The sequence below is a fragment of the Undibacterium parvum genome, from assembly GCF_003955735.1.
Lineage (GTDB): Bacteria > Pseudomonadota > Gammaproteobacteria > Burkholderiales > Burkholderiaceae_D > Undibacterium > Undibacterium parvum.
In genome coordinates, this window is the sequence record NZ_CP034464.1 from 4,645,503 (window position 1) to 4,662,908 (window position 17,406).

At 51.6% G+C, this 17,406-nt stretch carries 14 protein-coding genes; 6 read left to right on the forward strand and 8 right to left on the reverse strand.

The window, feature by feature from the left end:
- The first annotated feature begins 22 nt into the window (after positions 1 to 22).
- Positions 23 to 1,573, forward strand: a complete 1,551-nt coding sequence (locus tag EJN92_RS20205; protein ID WP_126129478.1) for a fatty acyl-CoA reductase — start codon at positions 23 to 25, stop codon at positions 1,571 to 1,573.
- An 88-nt stretch (positions 1,574 to 1,661) separates the two neighbouring features.
- Here the strand turns inward: EJN92_RS20205 and EJN92_RS20210 are convergent, their stop codons facing one another.
- Complete coding sequence (locus tag EJN92_RS20210; RefSeq protein ID WP_126129479.1) at positions 1,662 to 2,939, reverse strand: DUF445 domain-containing protein; 1,278 nt, start codon at positions 2,937 to 2,939, stop codon at positions 1,662 to 1,664.
- Between the two features lie 306 nt (positions 2,940 to 3,245).
- Between EJN92_RS20210 and ydiK the strand changes: the two genes are divergently transcribed.
- Positions 3,246 to 4,436, forward strand: a complete 1,191-nt coding sequence (gene ydiK / locus EJN92_RS20215; protein ID WP_126129480.1) for an AI-2E family transporter YdiK — start codon at positions 3,246 to 3,248, stop codon at positions 4,434 to 4,436.
- Between the two features lie 196 nt (positions 4,437 to 4,632).
- Here ydiK and EJN92_RS21675 read toward each other — a convergent pair whose 3' ends face one another.
- Positions 4,633 to 5,166, reverse strand: coding sequence for a sugar O-acetyltransferase (locus tag EJN92_RS21675; RefSeq protein ID WP_194074949.1), 534 nt, complete (start codon positions 5,164 to 5,166; stop codon positions 4,633 to 4,635).
- A 169-nt stretch (positions 5,167 to 5,335) separates the two neighbouring features.
- Positions 5,336 to 6,163, reverse strand: coding sequence for a universal stress protein (locus EJN92_RS20225; RefSeq protein WP_170174926.1), 828 nt, complete (start codon positions 6,161 to 6,163; stop codon positions 5,336 to 5,338).
- 252 nt (positions 6,164 to 6,415) lie between these two features.
- On the opposite strand from EJN92_RS20225, the gene EJN92_RS20230 reads away from it, so the two are divergent.
- Complete coding sequence (locus EJN92_RS20230) at positions 6,416 to 7,678, forward strand: DEAD/DEAH box helicase (protein WP_126129482.1); 1,263 nt, start codon at positions 6,416 to 6,418, stop codon at positions 7,676 to 7,678.
- Positions 7,679 to 7,800: 122 nt separating this feature from the next.
- The gene (locus EJN92_RS20235; RefSeq protein ID WP_126129483.1) at positions 7,801 to 9,993 is read left to right on the forward strand and encodes a S9 family peptidase; all 2,193 of its coding nucleotides are present in this window, start codon (positions 7,801 to 7,803) and stop codon (positions 9,991 to 9,993) included.
- A gap of 123 nt (positions 9,994 to 10,116) precedes the next feature.
- Here EJN92_RS20235 and cydX read toward each other — a convergent pair whose 3' ends face one another.
- The 5 genes from cydX to EJN92_RS20260 are packed head-to-tail and all read right to left on the reverse strand — an operon-like array spanning position 10,117 to position 14,060.
- A complete protein-coding gene (cydX, locus tag EJN92_RS20240) occupies positions 10,117 to 10,290 on the reverse strand; it encodes a cytochrome bd-I oxidase subunit CydX (protein ID WP_126129484.1) in 174 nt (57 codons plus the stop codon).
- A 53-nt stretch (positions 10,291 to 10,343) separates the two neighbouring features.
- Positions 10,344 to 11,483 (reverse strand): cytochrome d ubiquinol oxidase subunit II, encoded by a 1,140-nt coding sequence (cydB, locus tag EJN92_RS20245; RefSeq protein WP_227869620.1) that lies wholly within the window; start codon positions 11,481 to 11,483, stop codon positions 10,344 to 10,346.
- A 9-nt stretch (positions 11,484 to 11,492) separates the two neighbouring features.
- Positions 11,493 to 13,067, reverse strand: a complete 1,575-nt coding sequence (locus tag EJN92_RS20250) for a cytochrome ubiquinol oxidase subunit I (protein WP_126129486.1) — start codon at positions 13,065 to 13,067, stop codon at positions 11,493 to 11,495.
- 8 nt (positions 13,068 to 13,075) lie between these two features.
- Positions 13,076 to 13,360: a cytochrome oxidase putative small subunit CydP gene (cydP, locus tag EJN92_RS20255; RefSeq protein ID WP_126129487.1), complete on the reverse strand. Its 285-nt coding sequence runs from the start codon at positions 13,358 to 13,360 to the stop codon at positions 13,076 to 13,078.
- 4 nt (positions 13,361 to 13,364) lie between these two features.
- The gene (locus tag EJN92_RS20260; RefSeq protein ID WP_126129488.1) at positions 13,365 to 14,060 is read right to left on the reverse strand and encodes a GbsR/MarR family transcriptional regulator; all 696 of its coding nucleotides are present in this window, start codon (positions 14,058 to 14,060) and stop codon (positions 13,365 to 13,367) included.
- 294 nt (positions 14,061 to 14,354) lie between these two features.
- On the opposite strand from EJN92_RS20260, the gene EJN92_RS20265 reads away from it, so the two are divergent.
- Entirely contained in the window at positions 14,355 to 14,567 is a 213-nt protein-coding gene (locus tag EJN92_RS20265; RefSeq protein ID WP_126129489.1) for a hypothetical protein, read from the forward strand.
- 240 nt (positions 14,568 to 14,807) lie between these two features.
- A complete protein-coding gene (locus EJN92_RS20270) occupies positions 14,808 to 17,399 on the forward strand; it encodes a PAS domain S-box protein (protein WP_126129490.1) in 2,592 nt (863 codons plus the stop codon).
- Positions 17,400 to 17,406: the final 7 nt, after the last annotated feature.

The following is a 17,406-nucleotide window of genomic DNA, read 5'->3' on the forward strand; positions in this document are numbered from 1 at the left end:
CATTAAATAGAATTGTATAGCGATGAAAAATCTAGCATCAGAACTAAGCGTGGCACAACAATTAGCGGGAAAACGGGTGCTCATTACTGGCACAACCGGTTTTCTAGCCAAGGTCTTATTGGAAAAATTGATACGCGATGTACCTAGTATTAAACAATTTGTACTGGTCATCCGTGGCAGTAAAAAATATAACAATGCAGCCGAGCGCTTTGAACGTGAAATTTTATCCTCCTCTATCTTCGACCGGCTAAGAGAAGAGCAAGCGCAGTATCTGGCCGACGTCGTGAACAATAAAATTGTGTTTGTCACTGGCGAGGTAACCGAGCCGCTGTTTGGGCTTGGTCAATTAAAGTTCAACCAGCTCGCTAATACGGTAGATATCGTGGTCAATTGCGCGGCCAGCGTCAACTTCCGTGAAGCATTGGATCAAGCTTTAGAAATCAATGCGCTCTCGGTACATAAACTGGCGGCCCTGGTGCGTATGGCTGGGAATATTCCCTTGATTCACGTTTCCACTTGTTACGTCAACGGCTACCAAGAGGGGCAAATGAGCGAACAGCTACACGCCTCCACCAGTAAGCTCATACCGCAACATGCAGATGGCTATTATGAGGTACAGCCCTTAATCTCTGAGCTTTTGCGAAAAATTGCGGCGGTTAAACGCAACTGCCTCAATGCCGATGATCTGCCGCAGGCCCTCACCGAGCTGGGGATACAAGAAGCGCATCGTTATGGTTGGAACGATACCTATACCTTTACCAAATGGATAGGCGAACAAATCGCCTGTCGTGAGATGCAAGGTAAAACTTTAAGCATTGTGCGTCCTTCCATTATAGAAAGTACTCTGAGCGAGCCAGCGGCAGGATGGATAGAAGGTGTGAAAGTGGGCGATGCCTTGATACTCGCTTATGCCCGCGGAAAAACTAGCTTTTTCCCGGCGAACCCAAAGGCAGTGATCGACCTAATCCCTGCCGATCTGGTCGCCAATAGCATCATACTGGCGATGACAGAAGCCTTGCATAGCCCACATCAACGACGTATTTATCAAAGCTGCAGCGGCTCAAGAAATCCAATTATTTTGGGCGATTTGATACAGATTATCCAAACCGCTTGTAAGCGAGACTGGCGTTCTTACGAGCGATTATTTCACCGTCAGCCTGGCTCAGATTTTCGCTGCGTAAGCCGCCCTGTGTTCTTGCTCACCATGAGTGCCATGAAGCTAGCCCTCGATACAGTGTGTTTCGCCAGAAAATGTCTGGGCATGAAGCAAAGTTTTGCCCGGCTAGAGTCGTTCAATACCACCCACAATCTGGCCGTGGTTTTCTCGTTTTATACTTCACCCAACTATATTTTTCAGAATAACAAATTGCGTGAGTTAGAACAGCGTATGGGAAAATCAGATCGCAGCATGTTTGCAATTGATCCTGAACGCATCAATTGGAGCAAGTACATGGGCAATATCCATCTCGCTGGATTAAACCGTTATGCACTCAAAGATAAACGTAGAGATAAAAATAGCGATGCCAAACTTGCGCCAGAAGCTGTGAATACGGTGACCGCGAATATCGCATAAGATTCTCAGCTGAAATCAGCTGGTAAATCACACAAAAAAGGGCGGGCCGCTTATACAGCGCCCGCCCTTATTATTTTTGGATCAGAAATTAAGGTAAAAACATCACGACGGCATGCAAGAGTAGCCCTATCAAGCCGCCCACGACCGTACCATTCAGACGTATATATTGCAGATCACTGCCCACGCTTAACTCTAGCTCTCGCACCAATTCTGCGTCATCCCATTGTTTTACTGTGCTAGCGATGTGGGCTGCAATGGTATCGCGCAAATCGACTGCCATAGCGCGCGCAGCATCTGCCATATGTTCGTTGACCGAGTCACGTAGAGCAGGATTATCGATCAGCCACTGCCCTGCATTGCGCGCCGCATCGGCAATTTTTTGGCGCAGATTTGAGTCAGGCTGAGACATATCGCTACGTAACCAATTTTTCAATTGTCCCCACAAGGCGCCTATGTACATGGCGGTCAGCGGGGAAGCTAGCAACTGCTGCTTCCAGCCCTCAATTTTTGCGTGAAAATCAGGGTCGTTCTTCATGCGCTCTAAAAATTCTTCCACCACTTGATCAAACTGGGCGCGCCGTGGATGCGTCGGGTCGTCACCGATCTGGTGCAACCAGGCGTTTAAATTCGCCACCAGTGAAGAGGCAATTTTCAAACTAAATTCATCAGTGTTGGCAACCATGCCCAACATCTGTAGCAAACTGGGGTACTCGCGCCCGGCGATTTCTATGATCATGCCAGCCAACTGTTTTTGGGTATCGGCATCGTCTAGCGCCGCCGCCAACTTACGCAAGGCTTCATTGAGTAATAATTGATGGCGTTTGTCTTCGGTCAGTAAGCCCAATAACTTGCCTACGGTTTGCCCAAGATTGACTTGATTCAAATTCTGCTGCAAAGCGCTATGCAAAGCAGCCTGCACCCTCGCATCATCAATAAAATCGAGACCCTTGATCAGCACGCCCTGCATCTTGTCGGCAAACAGCTCGGCATTCTTGTCGCTGCTCAGCCAGCCAGCGATTTTTTGGGCAGGATCGAAGGCTCGAATTTTTTCCACCAAAGTTTCGGTGGCGAGAAATTTATCGCGCACAAATAACGCCAGATTATCGGCGATACGCAGTTTGTTACGTGGGATGATCGCAGTGTGTGGAATCGGTAATCCCAAAGGACGTTTAAACAAGGCCACCACCGCAAACCAATCCGCCAACGCGCCTATCATGGCCGCCTCGGCAAATGCCGCCACCCAGGCCCAGCCGCCCATGCCATGTTGCAGGCGAGCGATGATAAATAAGCCTGTGACGAACAGCAGTAACACCGTTGCCAGGCGCTTCATCTTGCTGAGTTCTTGTTGTTTAATGGTGTTAGTCATGATTGCATGCTTTTTAGATTGATTGCTAGAAACAGCGCTCCGTGAACCTGCACAAATTTGACCGGACGCTGACAGTTCTGCGCATTTTACGTGCTTGCAGGGCTAGCACGCAACGAAATGCAGTGTACGCACTGGGTAAAAGCACGCGTTTTCACGTGATTGCAATGTTGCCAAGCTATAATGCGCCATCATCAAGCTCGATTGAGCTCCGACTTTGCTTGCATTGCGCATCCAAAATAGCAAAACCATAGTAAAACCAAAAAACCCTATAAATTTGACTGTACATAGTACTTAGCGAGACTTTTCATGATCAAAAAACAGGGTGACTTAACCCGCACCATTTTAGCGATACTCTGCATCCTCCTATTGATTGCCGGTTCACTTTGGGTACTGCGTCCGTTTCTGGGTTCTCTGATTTGGGCCATCATGCTGGTCGTGGCGACCTGGCCTATGCTGCAGTCCTTAGAGCGCAAGCTTGCTGGAAAGCGGGTTCTGGCTGTGTTGGTGATGACCGTAGGGATGTTGCTGTTATTAGTCATTCCATTGTGGTTGGCGATTAGCACCATCGCCGCACATGCAGAAGGCATCGTCAGCCTGGCCAAAAAATTTGCCGAGTCTGGCTTACCCCAACCACCTGCCTGGGTTCATACTTTGCCACTGATAGGCGAAAAGTTTGCCGGCATATGGGAACAGTTAGCCGATGACGGCACCCAGGGTTTAGTCTCGAAAGCGCAACCCTATGCGGCGCAAGCAGGCAGTTGGGTGCTGTCACAAGTTGGTAGCGTGGGCGGCCTACTTTTACAATTTATTCTGGTGGTGATGATGTCCGCGATTTTGTACTCGACCGGCGAAGCTGCTGCAGACAGCGTGCGGCGATTCGGCTATAGACTGGCCGGTGAGCGCGGTTTGAGTTCGATCTTGCTAGCCGGTGGTGCGATTCGTGGCGTGGCTCTGGGTGTGGGTGTCACTGCAATCGTCCAAACCGTATTGGGTGGCATAGGGCTGGCGATTGCGGGTGTCCCTTTCGCTTCGCTGCTGTCTGCCTTGATGCTGATGTTTTGTATCGCACAAATAGGACCAGCCCTGGTACTGTTTCCCGCGGTAGGATGGATGTTTTGGACGGGCAACACCGGCTGGGCGATTTTTCTTTTGGTCTGGAGCCTGATCGTGACGACCCTGGATAATTTTTTGCGACCTATGCTGATTAGAAAAGGGGCAGATTTGCCCTTGTTATTAATTTTTGCAGGTGTCATCGGCGGCATGCTCGGATTTGGCCTGATAGGTCTTTTTATCGGCCCTGTGGTGCTGGCGGTGACTTACACCTTGCTCGATGCCTGGATGGACGATGATTTAACGCTAGCCCATGCCACTAGCCCTGGTTCTAGCCCAGAATCTAGCCTAGTATCAGCTCCCGAGCCAGTTTCAGAAGTAACTCCAGCAACGATTCCAGAATTAATCCCAGCTCCAGCTCCCGCAGCAATTTCAGACAAGCCATAGGCCGCTCGCGCATATTCCATGCGGGTTTGCGGCCTGCCTGGCCTGCAAGGCGCATGGAATATGCGCCTTGAGCCTGCCCATCAAAAATAGGACTTACGCAAAACCGCCCCAGCGTCGTTGCACTCGCCTTGCCGTACTAAAGTACTGTCTTCGGCGGCACGCCTAGCTAGAACAATTTTACGTAAGTCCTAAAAAATTATTTTAATGAGCGCAGCACTCTACATGGATTGCCGCTCGCTACCGTATCGGCCGCAATATCACGGGTCACAACACTGCCCGCGCCGATCACGCTACGCGCACCGATGCTAACGCCAGGCATGATCACCGTTTGCCCGCCTATCCAGCAATCATCACCTATGCGGATAGGCGCTGCCAATTGCAGACCGGACGCTCTCTCGATAGGGTCGATAGGATGGGTGGTGGTGTATAAATGCACGCCAGGGCCGAGCAAGACGCGCGCACCTATGCGTATTTCGGCGGCGTCTAACATCAGGCAATGGTGGTTGGCGAAGAAATTTTCACCGAGATAAATATTGCTGCCGTAGTCGCAAAAAAAATCTGGTTCTATAAAAGCGTTAGCCACTTCAGCGAATAACTGCTGATACAGGGGCTGCCTTTGTTTTTGCAGTTGCACTGGGATCGCATTGATCTGGCTGCAAAGTAATTTGGCGCGTTTGCGCGCCGCCAAACGACCAGGTTCAAACGGTGAAAACGGAGTTAAAGCGATCACGCACAGCCTTTTTCAAAAAATAGTCTACTGTGCATGCGCTTAAGAAAAAATAGAAAAACCGCATGCCCATTCTGGCTAGGCATGATAAGCGAATTGCCTGCAAATAGTAAGCAGGCGAGTGTTTATGCTTAAGCAAACAAACAGCCATCAAAGCGCAATCGATGCGCAATCAATGCGACATCAGCACCGGCAAAGTCATCTGGCTCATGATGGCACGCGTGACACCGCCAAATACCAGCTCGGTAATACGGCTATGACCGTAAGCGCCCATCACCAGCAATTGCGCATCCATGTCAGCAGCCCGTGACAAGAGCCAGGCCGCAGGTGCCATCGCAATATTTTCATTTCTTTCTATCTCTACGCTGACCCCATGCATGGCCAAATAGGCCGCGATGTCCACATCGGGTAAATCATGGTCATCATCAACATGCTCAGAGATAGACAGAATTTTTACTTGCTTAGCTTCTTTTAAGATAGGCAAGGCGTCGGCCATGGCACGCGCCGCTTCCCTGCCGCCGTCCCAAGCCACGATCACGCGCTCAAAATGACTGCGTGCTTCGCCGACATAGGGCAAAAATATCACCGGACGTCCCAACTTCAAGACCACGTTCTCGGGAAAGCCGCGCCCAAAGTCGCCTTCAATATCGCTGGGATTGCGCTGCCCCAGCACGATCAGGTCAGAGGCACGCGCATGGGCAATTAATTCACGAAAATCATCGCTGCGAAAACCTAACCAATCGACTGCGACTCCGGCCTTTTTGGCTTCTTCCAAGAAAGCTAGTTTAGCCTTATCGTGTTTGGCCTGTGCCGACTCTTCCCATTCGACCAGCATAGGCGCCCATACCGCATACGGATCTGACATGATGATGGGCGAGTAAGTGAGATGCAGGGCGTGTAGATGTGCGCCATGCTGCTGCGCCAAGCTCAGAGCAAAACTCAAGCGCCGCGACGAACCGGCACTATTGTCCAAGAACACCGTCAAACTTTTGTAACTCATCGCATTACTCCTGGTTAGGTGAGAAGATTTACACAAACACAAACTAATCATAGTCCATTGTGCGAGGTTTTTTTCGTTACAGTTTAGACATAGATCAAATTTTTTTATCATTTTCTTAACAAGACGAAACTACGCATAGTCCGGCAATGGCGTTAAGGATAGTCTTGAGCAGTCTGAAATAGTTTAGAATGCGCTCTTGTAGCAAGTCTAGTGCGCCCTGCACCGCTCGCTCACCCACTACTCCTGATCATCATGCCATTTTCTACCCTGGGCCTAGGCCCTGCCCTTGCCAATGCCGTACGCGAACACGCCTATGCTGAACCTAGCGAAATACAAAGCGCCGCGATACCTGCGATTTTAGCGGGACATGATGTGCTGGCCTCAGCGCAGACCGGCTCAGGCAAGACTGCTGCGTTTTGCTTGCCCATCCTAGAGGCATTGCAAAATCGCCCGCGCAGTGCGCCGCGCGTGGTGCAAGCGCTGATCCTGGTGCCAACCCGCGAGTTGGCGGTACAAGTAACAGAAACGCTGCGCAGCTTGGCTGAGCATTTAGCCCATCCGGTCAAGCTGGCCACTTTATTCGGTGGGGTCTCGATTAATCCGCAAATGATGCATTTACGTGGCGGTGCCGATATCGTAATCGCCACGCCTGGTCGTCTATTAGATTTAATCGAGCACAACGCGCTACAAATCTCGCAGGTAGCTACGCTGGTACTGGATGAGGCGGACCGTTTATTGGAATTGGGCTTCGCTGAAGAACTCAGTCGCATCCTTAGTCTATTACCAGGTAAACGGCAAAATCTGTTTTTCTCAGCGACCGTCCCACCGCAAGTGGAAGCACTGGCCAATGGCATGCTGCGCGACCCGCTCAGAATCGAGATCCTTAGCACCGCGATCGGCGCACCAGACATCACGCAAAGAGCCATCGTGGTCGATGCCAAGCTGCGTACCCAGTTATTACGTCATCTGATTGAAGACCAGAAATGGACCCGGGTCTTGGTCTTTGTCGCCACCAAATACGCCGCCGAACTAGTCGCAGCCAAATTGCGCCGTTTGCGCATCAACGCTGAACCCTTCCACGGCGAACTGAGCCAGGGCAAGCGCAGCCAGGTCTTGATGGATTTCAAAGCCAGCCGCGTCAAGGTCGTGATCGCCACCGATGTCGCTGCACGCGGCATCGACATCAGCAATCTGCCGGTGGTGGTCAACTATGATCTGCCACGTTCCAGCGAGGACTACACGCATCGCATAGGCCGCACTGCAAGGGCTGGTGAAAGCGGTATTGCGGTCAGTTTTATTTGCTCTGACGCAGCCAACCAGGCGCATTTCCGTCTGATAGAACAAAGGCAGCAGAAAAAAATCCCGCGTGAACACATCGCTGGCTTCGAACCGTCCGAGCAAAGCATAGAAATATCCAACACTGCCGCCCCGGCAGGAGACCCGAATGGCGGCATCAAAGGCAAACGCCCCAGCAAGAAAGACAAGCTGCGGGCTTTGGCAACACCAGACGAATAGCCGAGTAGCCGAATATCTAAAGTAACAAGCCGGCATCCCAGACTCACTCTGGTATCTCAGCTTGCGTAATTATCGAGGCACTCCCACGAAGAGTGCCCGTTTTTTTTATCAGGAAAACATACATGACAAGTAGTAAGTTAGTCTTTCTAAGCAGTCTATTTTGCGCCAGCACGGTGCTCAGCTCGGCAGCACTTGCCACTGAGAACGCCACGGTACAGCAGCGTGGGTTTACGGTGGAGGACATGGTGAAGATGGAGCGCATCAGTAAGCCAGTCTTGTCCCCCGATGGTAAGCAAGTGATCTATCAGTTACGCCGCGCCGATCTCGTGAAAAACCGCGGCCTGACCGATCTGATGCTGCTAGCGCTAGAGGGTGATGCCAAAGCAGCCCCACTGCGTTTGACGCAAGACAGTAGTAAGCCCGACGCCAACAACACCAGCCCTGAGTGGTCGGCCGATGGCAAGAGCGTCTACTTTATATCCACCCGCAGCGGCAGCGCCCAAGTCTGGCGACGCGGCCTCAATGCGAGCAATCCAGATCCCGCTATAGAAGCCCTGCCTAGCATGGTGCAGATCACCGACCTGCCTTTGCCGGTAGAGAGTTTTCGCGTTTCACCTAGCCAGGATCGCATCGCCGTTTCCCTCGAGGTATTTCGCGATTGTGCTGACCTCGCTTGCAGCAAACAGCGCCTGGATAAAATAGAAAAGCAGCAGGCCAGCGGCCGCACCTATCAGCAATTATTTGTACGTCACTGGGATAGCTGGGCCGATGGCCGCCGTCTGGTCCTATTCTCGGCCCCACTAAGCGCAAGCGGTCGCGTTAGCAGCGAGCCTGTGAGTTTATCCGGCACTTTGGATGCCGACGTCCATTCAAAACCAGACGGCGATCAAGCCGATTACCAGTTCAGCCCGGATGGCAAAAGCATCGTCTTTGCAGCCAGAGTCGCAGGCAAGGCAGAAGCCTGGTCTACCAATTTCGATCTGTATCAAGTTCCCGCCGTGGGTGGTCTAGCACCCAAAAATCTGACGGCAGACAATCTGGCCTGGGATGCCAAGCCGGCTTTCTCACCGGATGGCCGCACGCTCGCCTATCTGGCTATGAAACGCGCCGGTTTCGAAGCCGATCGCTTTCAAATGGTCTTGCTCGATCTGGCCAGCGGCAAGAAGCGCCTGCTCGCCGAAAAATGGGATAGAACAGTACAAGAATTTAGTTGGGCACAGGACAGCAAGAGCCTATATGTAGCAGCCGAAGAACTGGGCCAGCGCAAACTATTTTCTATCGATGCCGCTAGCAGTACAGTCAGAACCTTGACTGGGCTGGGCGAAGTCACAGGCTTTGATGTGCAAGGCAATAGTCTGGTGATTGCGCAGAATAACCTTGCTAACTCTACTCAGTTATTTACAGCGAAACTCGACCAACTCGACAAACCAGGCAAGCTGAACAAGGGTGACAATGGTGGAGCAGGCTGGCAGCAAGTGACGCAAGTGAATACCGAGTTGCTGAGCCAAGTCAAATTTGGAGATTATCAACAATTCTCATTTAAAGGTGCCAAAGGCGACACCGTGCACGGTTATGTAATGCAACCTTGGAACGCCAAAGCCGGTGAAAAATACCCTATCGCTTTTCTGGTACACGGCGGCCCGCAAGGCTCCTTCGGCAATAGCTGGGGCTACCGCTGGAACCCGCAAACTTATGCCGGTGCCGGCTATGGCGTGGTGTTTATCGATTTTCACGGCTCCACCGGTTATGGCCAGGCGTTTACCGATTCCATCAGCGGCGACTGGGGCGGTGCTCCTTTAGAAGACTTGAAAAAAGGCATGGCCGCAGCCACCCAGCAATTCCCTTGGTTAGATCGCAGCAAGGCTTGCGCGCTGGGTGCCTCGTATGGCGGTTACATGATGAACTGGATACAGGGTAACTGGGCCGATGGCTTTCAGTGCATAGTCGCGCACGCTGGCGTATTCGACACCCGCAGCATGTATTACTCGACCGAAGAACTCTGGTTTAACGAATGGGAAAACGGCGGTACCTATTACGACGCGGCGGCCAAGCATGAGAAATTCAATCCGGTCAATCATGTCAAGAAATGGAAAACCCCTATGCTAGTCATTCAGGGTGAACTCGATTTCCGCATCCCGTCGGCGCAATCGCTAGGCAGCTTCACTGCTCTGCAAAGACGCGGCATAGAAAGCAAACTCTTAATTTTTCCGGATGAAAACCACCACATCTTAAAACCTGCCAACTCGCTGCTGTGGCATCACACAGTCAATGACTGGTTGCAACAGCATTTACAGAAATTGACGTTCAGCTTTTAGTTTAAAAGTGAGAAATTCAAAACCTCTCACGCAGTATCCATGCGGCTCCTGGCACGATTTCGTGCCAGGAGCCGCATTCACATTGCGCAAGCGTTTTCAAAACACATCTTAGCCAATGGCGAATTATGTGTCCCGCTTTTTAGTCTCGGCATATTCCTGCCGTGCCTGTTCAAAGCGCTCCTGAGTTGCCGCCTCATCGCGCTCGCCAAAAGCATAATTTGCTTCCAGCCACATGACGTTGATGATGGCTGCCGCCAGCGCCAGCCCTATACCTAAGATCCAGTTGAAATACCACATAATTTATCCTTGTTTGTAATTGCTGCTTTTTCTGCGTTTTTTCAATGTCCACTTCAATATGCCGAGTGTTCATTCGCTGCGATATGGGCCGCATCGACCTTGCCACGCATTACCCGGTAAATCCAGGCGGTGTAAGTAATGATCAAAGGTAAAAAGATCACGACTACCCAAAACATGATGCCCAGGCTCTTATGACTGGCCACCACATCCCAGGCAGTCAGGCTGCTGTTCGGGTCTAAACTCGATGGCATCACGAATGGGAACATCGAGGCACCGGCGGTCAAGATCACTGCGGTTACTGCCACACCGCTACTCAAGAAGGCGGCGACGGCGCGCTGCCGCATGGTCAATAGTATGCTCAGCATCGCTCCGCCAAAGCCAGCCAGCGGCAAGGCCCACATCAAAGGCCAGCGTGCGTAATTATCCATCCAGGCACCACGCACCCGCTCTACGGTTTTCACTACTGGCATGAAGGCAGTATTACTGTCTGGCATAGTCAGGATGCGGAAACCATCGATACCAAACGCGACCCACAAACCGCCAGCGGCAAAGCCCAGCATCATCAGCATTGCGGCGATAATCAAGGCCCTGCCCGCGCGCTGCGCCAGTACGCCATCGGTCTTGGTGCGCAAGAAGGCGGCACCGTGCATGGTCAGCATGGCCACGCTGACGACACCAGAGAGCAGGCCAAAAGGCGTGAGCAAATCGAGAAAGCCCCCTACATACTCTAGCCGCATCGTATCGTCGTAATGGAAAGGCACACCCAGCAATAGATTGCCGAAGGCGACACCAAAGATCAGCGGCGGCACGAAGCCCCCGATAAACAGCGCCCAATCCCAGGTCGAACGCCAACGCGTGTCGGCAATCTTACTTCGATAATCAAAACCCACAGGCCGAAAAAATAAGGAGAACAGCAAAATCATCAAGGCCACATAAAAGCCTGAAAATGCCGCCGCATACGCCAGCGGCCAGGCCGCAAACAAGGCACCGCCTGCGGTGATGAACCAGGTCTGATTACCTTCCCAGGTTGGGCCTATGGTGTTGATCATGATGCGCCGCTCTACATCGGTTTTTCCGATAAACGGCAGCAAGATACCGACCCCGAAATCAAAGCCATCCATCAGCGCAAAGCCTATCAGCAAGACGCCGACGAAGGCCCACCAGATGATTTTTAAAGTTTCATAATCGAACATGATGCATCCTTAAGCGTGAGAATTCTGGTTGGCGGCTTGTTCAAAATGGTATTTGCCGGTATGCAGGCTACTTGGGCCAAGACGCGCGTACTTAAACATCAGATACAGCTCGACCACCAATAAGAGCGTGTAGAAAGTCATAAACCCAGCCAGACTAAAGTACAGGTCATTCACCTGCAGCGTCGAGGCCGATAAGTGGGTAGGCAAGACACCCGAAATAGTCCAGGGTTGACGGCCATACTCGGCCACCATCCAACCGGTTTCTATCGCCACCCAAGGCAGCGGTATGCTAAACAAGGCGAGTTTCAGCAACCAGCGATGCTTGGAAAGCCGACGGCGGATCAGGAAATAAAACGAGGTGACAAAAATAAATAAGAACAGCATGCCCAAGCCCACCATCAGCCGGAAGCCAAGAAACAGCGGTGCAACCTTAGGGATAGAGTCGTTAGTCGCCTTAGTGATCTGCTCGGGTGTGGCATCGATCACATTCGACGTATATTTTTTCAGCAGTAAGCCGTAGCCCAGATCTTTTTTCAGTTCATTAAAAGCGCTGCGTGCTTCTGGCGATTTGTCGCCAGACTTTAAGCGGCTCAGTGCGGCATACGCCTCCATGCCGCGGATAATGCGTTCGCGGTTTTGTATTTTTAAATCTTTGATGCCAGTCACCTGGGTGTCAGTAGAGCGGGTCGCGATCAAGCCCATCAGGTACGGTATCTTAATGGCGTAATCGGTACGTTCTGCCTTGTCATTCGGTAGCCCTATCACGGTAAAAGCTGCCGGTGCGGCTTCGGTTTCCCACTCTGCTTCTATGCTGGCTAGCTTAACCTTATTCACCTCACCGGCGGTGTAACCCGATTCATCACCGAGCACGATCACGGATAAGGTCGAGGCCAGACCGAAAGCGGCAGCGATGGCAAAGGAGCGCAGGGCAAATCCTGTATCACGCGCTTTCAATAAATAGTAGGACGAGACTCCGAGTACAAACATAGACGCTGCCACATAACCGGAGGCCACCGTATGCACAAACTTGACCTGCGCTACCGGATTAAAGATCACCTGCGTCATGCTAACCAACTCCATGCGCATGGTCTCGAAATTAAACTCGGCACCGACAGGATTATTCATCCAGCCATTGGCGATCAAGATCCACAAGGCGGACAAGTTCGATCCTAGCGCCACTAAAAACGTCACGCCCAGATGCGCCGGTTTAGACAGCCGTTGCCAGCCGAAAAACATCAGCCCGACAAAGCTAGATTCCATGAAAAAGGCCATCATGCCTTCGATCGCCAGTGGCGTACCGAAGATGTCGCCCACATAGTGCGAGTAATACGACCAGTTGGTGCCGAACTGAAACTCCAGCGTGATACCAGTCGTGACACCCATGGCAAAATTAATCGCGAACAACTTGCCCCAGAACTTGGTCATATCGCGATACACTTCGCGCCCTGTCATCACATACACCGATTCCATGATGACTAAGATCCACGACAAACCCAGAGTGAGCGGGACAAATAAAAAGTGATACATCGCGGTCGCTGCAAACTGCAGTCGCGATAGGTTGATAACTTCTTCTATGGGAGCCATGGGGTGCCTTAGGGTGAGAGTTTTAAATTAGAAAATGTTGGCTTGTGCGTGGTTTTTGCTAATTCGGTAGCCGCTGAAGCTGGCGGATACGCTGGTTTTGCAGTGCCAGGCGAGAGCAAATGCTGCTCCACCATAGGAGTAGGCAGGCGCATGTGCTTGGCCTGTGGCTGCGAAAAAAACGCTGCCCTCAGAAAATACAGAGCGATCAGTTTGATCAGTAAAACCACGAGTATCTCCAGCCAGAGTGGCAAGCCGCGACTAGTGCTCTTACTGAGCCTGGAAAAGATCGCCATATTTTTAGGCCAGCGCTTTAAGACGCGCCAATTCTGCACGCAGTGCCGCGTTCTCCGCACGCAAATCTGGTTCTGGGTTTTCTAAATCGGGCAAATCACTACTGCCTGCCTCGCGGGTGACGGCCAGATCCGGCGGCGCTTCCTCTTTATCCTTGCCGCCAAATCTGAACTTGTCGCGGATATCGAGCAATTTACCGACCTTGGAGCCCATTTTCATCAAGGAGGCCAGCGTCTCAGGCGAGAGTCTTTGCACATCGTCAAACCAGGAGGTCGATAACTCGATCAGTTGATACATCTCACGCATGCGCTCCTGCGCCAATCTATCGGCTTCCGAGGCGGGATTCTCTAGCAGAGCATCGCGCAACATCGACAGCGTAGGCTCGATCTCGCGGCGGCGGCGTTCTTCCAGCAGGGCTTTAAAAATATCCCAGATGTCTTTAGGCGGCTCAAAATATTCGCGACGGTCGCCCGGCTTATGCATCAACTTGACCAGCCGCCACGCTTGTAACTCTTTGAGCCCCATGCTGACGTTGGAGCGGGAGAAAGATAAAGTCTCGGCAATCTCGTCCGCGTTTAAAGGCTTACCCAGCACATATAACAAGGCATACATCTGCCCAACGGTGCGATTAATCCCCCAGCGGCTGCCCATTTCACCGAAATGAAGAATAAAACGCTGCTGCAGTGGGCTTAGAGTTTCCATATGTGCTGTTTCCTTGACGCAGATTATTGTAATTTCACGAATTACTGAAATTATAGAAGGTTTAGGAAAGTCTTGCTGAGCGCGGCCAGAAACCGTATTAGGTCTAGCGACTAAGCCATTTATTGACAGCGATGTAATTCAAACTACTTGCAGGCCAAGACTAGAAATGAACCTGCCTGCAGGCGCAGTATCCATGCGCCTGAGCGGCCAGATAGGCTGCAAACCCGCATGGATAGTGCGCCTTGGGCGTATCTGCTATCATGCCGTCTGAGTATTTTTGAAATTAGGAATTGTATGGAGAGTCATTTTTCACCCGCCACCCTCACCACAGGTGGCACTGGCTTGGTGGTACACGTGGTACGTTGCAATGAAGCCCAGATAAAAGCAGGCATTGCGCGACAAGCGTATTCCTTATGCGGTCGCACTCACGACAAAAATGATGCCTGGGCGCTCAGCCCTGATGCTGCAGTTAGCTGCCCAAAATGCCGCAAAAAATGGGTCAAATGACAGCCTGAAGAGTTACCACAAGCGAACTCGCGACTGTTTATACCTCAGCAACAAAAACAACAAGATGAGATAAATCAAGTCTTGGCGCTAGCTTACTGTTGTTACATTGAAATACAATTGCCAGAAGTGTACTCTGCAATAGCGAAGGGCGTGAACTGACACTTTTTTTGTGCCTCGCCTGGCAAAAACGCTGATAATTATTTTAATAAAACGCATGTCCACTATTCTTCATCTAGTCTTATGAATTCATTTCTGCGCCACGCCTTGCTGGCTGTGCTGGCACTCTTATCTGGTATCGCTCTGAGCCTGATTGCCGCCGTATTGAGCGCTGCTTCATGGCTGAGCCTATTGGGCTTGGTAAGCTTGGCGCTACTCAGTTCAGCTATATTTGCCTGGCTAGGCTGGCGAATATTAGTGCGCCCCTTGCGCACGCTTCAGACCGAACTTGCCACACTCCAGCAAAAAAATAGCCTGGCGCAGGCTTTTATGCAGAATGCACCCTTAGTCATCGCGGCCAAAGATAGAGATGGGAAATATCTGGCGGCCAACCCGGCTTTCCTGCAATTGCACGGCAGAGAACGCAGCGATGTACTGGGCGAAGTCGATCTCACTATCATGCAGGCAGAAATAGCACAAACGGCGCGCGCCAATGACCTTAAAGTCATGCAAAGCGGTCAGACCTACAGTTATCAATTGCCGATTGCCAGTCCACTAGGCAAGCGCCTCATGGAAATCATTAAATTCCCGCTGTATGACAGCGCCCAACAAATCATGGGTGTAGGTTTTGTTGCGAATGATGTCAGCGAGCGTGAATTTTCCAACGAAAAATTCTCGCGCGTCTTCGAGGCTAGTCCAAATTGGATCGTTATCACCCGCCTTGCCGATGGCGTCATCGTCGATGCAAACCAAGGTTTTGAACGTCTGAGTGGACATACGCGCGCAGCGGCGATAGGTCACGCCGTCTCCGAGTTCAATATCTGGGCAAATCCCGAACAGCGCGCCGCGCTGGTCGCGCGTTTGATGCAAGAAACCCGCATTACCGATGCGCTGGTGCAATTGCGCCGCAAGGATGGAGAGATCCGCGACTTTAAAGTCAGCGCTACTTTGGTGTCACTAGAGTTGGAGAAAAATTCACACGCCGTCTGGATCGCTCGCGATGTCACCGAGGAATTAGCGCTGCATGAAAAATTTGCTGCTGCGTTCCGCCTGACCCCAGATTTGATCACCATTTCGCGCGCTGCGGATGGTAACTACGTCGAAGTCAACCCGGCTTTCGAGCATTTTAGCGGCTATACCCGGGCCGAATTGGTCGGCCGCAGCTCCACCGAAATCGGCCTGTGGCACGAAGCAGAACAACGCGGCGCACTCATGCAAAGCATTGCTGCGAACAAGGAAGTGAGCGATTTTTATGCCCAGCTACGCGATAAAAATGGACTCGTGCATGACTGCCTCGGTTACTGCACCGTATTTGAATCGCATGGTGAAGCGTATTTAATCGCGATCATACGCGACGTCACCGAGACCAGAAAAGCCGAGCGCGCCCTGCGCGAGAGCGAGGCACGCTTCGCCAATCTATTCGAAATGTCGCCCTTACCTACTTCTTACACTTTTAGTGGTGACCCACAGAAGAGAAACTATAGAAACGCGACTTTCTATTCTACTTTTGGGTTCTCAAGAGAACATGACGCCCATAAACCAATAGCGGATTTAGGTTTTTGGGTGCATCCAGAAGATGCGATCACGGCGCGTGATTTATGGCGCAGCGGCAAGCCAGTCAATAACTGGATCGTTGAAGTGCGCCATGCGCAGGGTCATCACTTATGGGTGGCGATTTTCGGCCGCATCATTGTCCAGGAACCGCGCAATATGATAGTCACCACGCTGTTTGACATCACAGAGCAATATCTGGCGAGACAAAAAATAGAAGAGCTCAATGTCAGTCTTGAAGCAAGGGTGCTGGAACGTACCACTCAGCTACAAGTTGCCAATGCCGAACTATCACAAACATTGGCTTCTCTTGAGGAAGCGCGCGACCATCTGGTGCATTCAGAAAAGCTGGCATCCTTAGGCGCCCTGGTGGCTGGCGTGGCACATGAGCTCAATACCCCGATCGGCAATGGTCTGATGGTGGCCTCGGTACTGGAAGATAAAGCACGGGAATTTGCGGCCCTCAGTCTACAAGCGATGTCGCGCTCGCGTCTCAATCAATTCGTCAGCGAAGCACAAATGGCGGCTGAACTGCTAGTGCGTAGCCTGACACGTTCGGCCGCGTTGGTGACTAGCTTTAAACAAATCGCAGCCGATCAGACCAGTGCGCAGCGCCGCCAATTCCAATTATCTAGCCTGGTGGATGAAGTGATACTGACAGTTGCTCCAGCAGCCAAACTGGCAGACTGTCAGTTGCTAGTCGCGGTGTCTAGCGACATCGTTCTCGATAGTTACCCTGGTGCGCTACACCAAGTGCTGAGTAATTTGATCAACAATGCCTTGATCCATGCCTTTGTGGCCTGCCCGCATGCCAGCACCAAGCCGGTCGAGCTGCCACCAGCCTGTATTTACCTCACAGCTAGCAACACGGCACTTGGTCAAATTGAGATCAACGTCGCCGATAACGGCTGTGGTATCGCAGAACAACATCTCAGCCACATTTATGATCCTTTTTTCACCACGCAACTCGGGCAAGGCGGATCGGGCTTGGGGCTATATATCGTCCACAATATTGTCACCCGCGTACTCGGTGGCAGCATCAGCGTACACAGTAGCGCAGAGAGCGGCAGCAATTTTTCAATGCAATTACCAAGCTGTGCACCCCACATGGATAGCAACAAATGATAAAAAA

What these genes read in the sequence shown, in the direction of transcription:
- EJN92_RS20205 (WP_126129478.1), top strand. Translation starts at nt 23, where the DNA reads ATGAAAAATCTAGCATCAGAACTAAGCGTGGCACAACAATTAGCGGGA.
- EJN92_RS20210 (WP_126129479.1), bottom strand. Translation starts at nt 2,939, where the DNA reads ATGACTAACACCATTAAACAACAAGAACTCAGCAAGATGAAGCGCCTG.
- ydiK (WP_126129480.1), top strand. Translation starts at nt 3,246, where the DNA reads ATGATCAAAAAACAGGGTGACTTAACCCGCACCATTTTAGCGATACTC.
- EJN92_RS20225 (WP_170174926.1), bottom strand. Translation starts at nt 6,163, where the DNA reads ATGAGTTACAAAAGTTTGACGGTGTTCTTGGACAATAGTGCCGGTTCG.
- EJN92_RS20230 (WP_126129482.1), top strand. Translation starts at nt 6,416, where the DNA reads ATGCCATTTTCTACCCTGGGCCTAGGCCCTGCCCTTGCCAATGCCGTA.
- EJN92_RS20235 (WP_126129483.1), top strand. Translation starts at nt 7,801, where the DNA reads ATGACAAGTAGTAAGTTAGTCTTTCTAAGCAGTCTATTTTGCGCCAGC.
- cydX (WP_126129484.1), bottom strand. Translation starts at nt 10,290, where the DNA reads ATGTGGTATTTCAACTGGATCTTAGGTATAGGGCTGGCGCTGGCGGCA.
- cydB (WP_227869620.1), bottom strand. Translation starts at nt 11,483, where the DNA reads ATGTTCGATTATGAAACTTTAAAAATCATCTGGTGGGCCTTCGTCGGC.
- EJN92_RS20250 (WP_126129486.1), bottom strand. Translation starts at nt 13,067, where the DNA reads ATGGCTCCCATAGAAGAAGTTATCAACCTATCGCGACTGCAGTTTGCA.
- cydP (WP_126129487.1), bottom strand. Translation starts at nt 13,360, where the DNA reads ATGGCGATCTTTTCCAGGCTCAGTAAGAGCACTAGTCGCGGCTTGCCA.
- EJN92_RS20260 (WP_126129488.1), bottom strand. Translation starts at nt 14,060, where the DNA reads ATGGAAACTCTAAGCCCACTGCAGCAGCGTTTTATTCTTCATTTCGGT.
- EJN92_RS20265 (WP_126129489.1), top strand. Translation starts at nt 14,355, where the DNA reads ATGGAGAGTCATTTTTCACCCGCCACCCTCACCACAGGTGGCACTGGC.
- EJN92_RS20270 (WP_126129490.1), top strand. Translation starts at nt 14,808, where the DNA reads ATGAATTCATTTCTGCGCCACGCCTTGCTGGCTGTGCTGGCACTCTTA.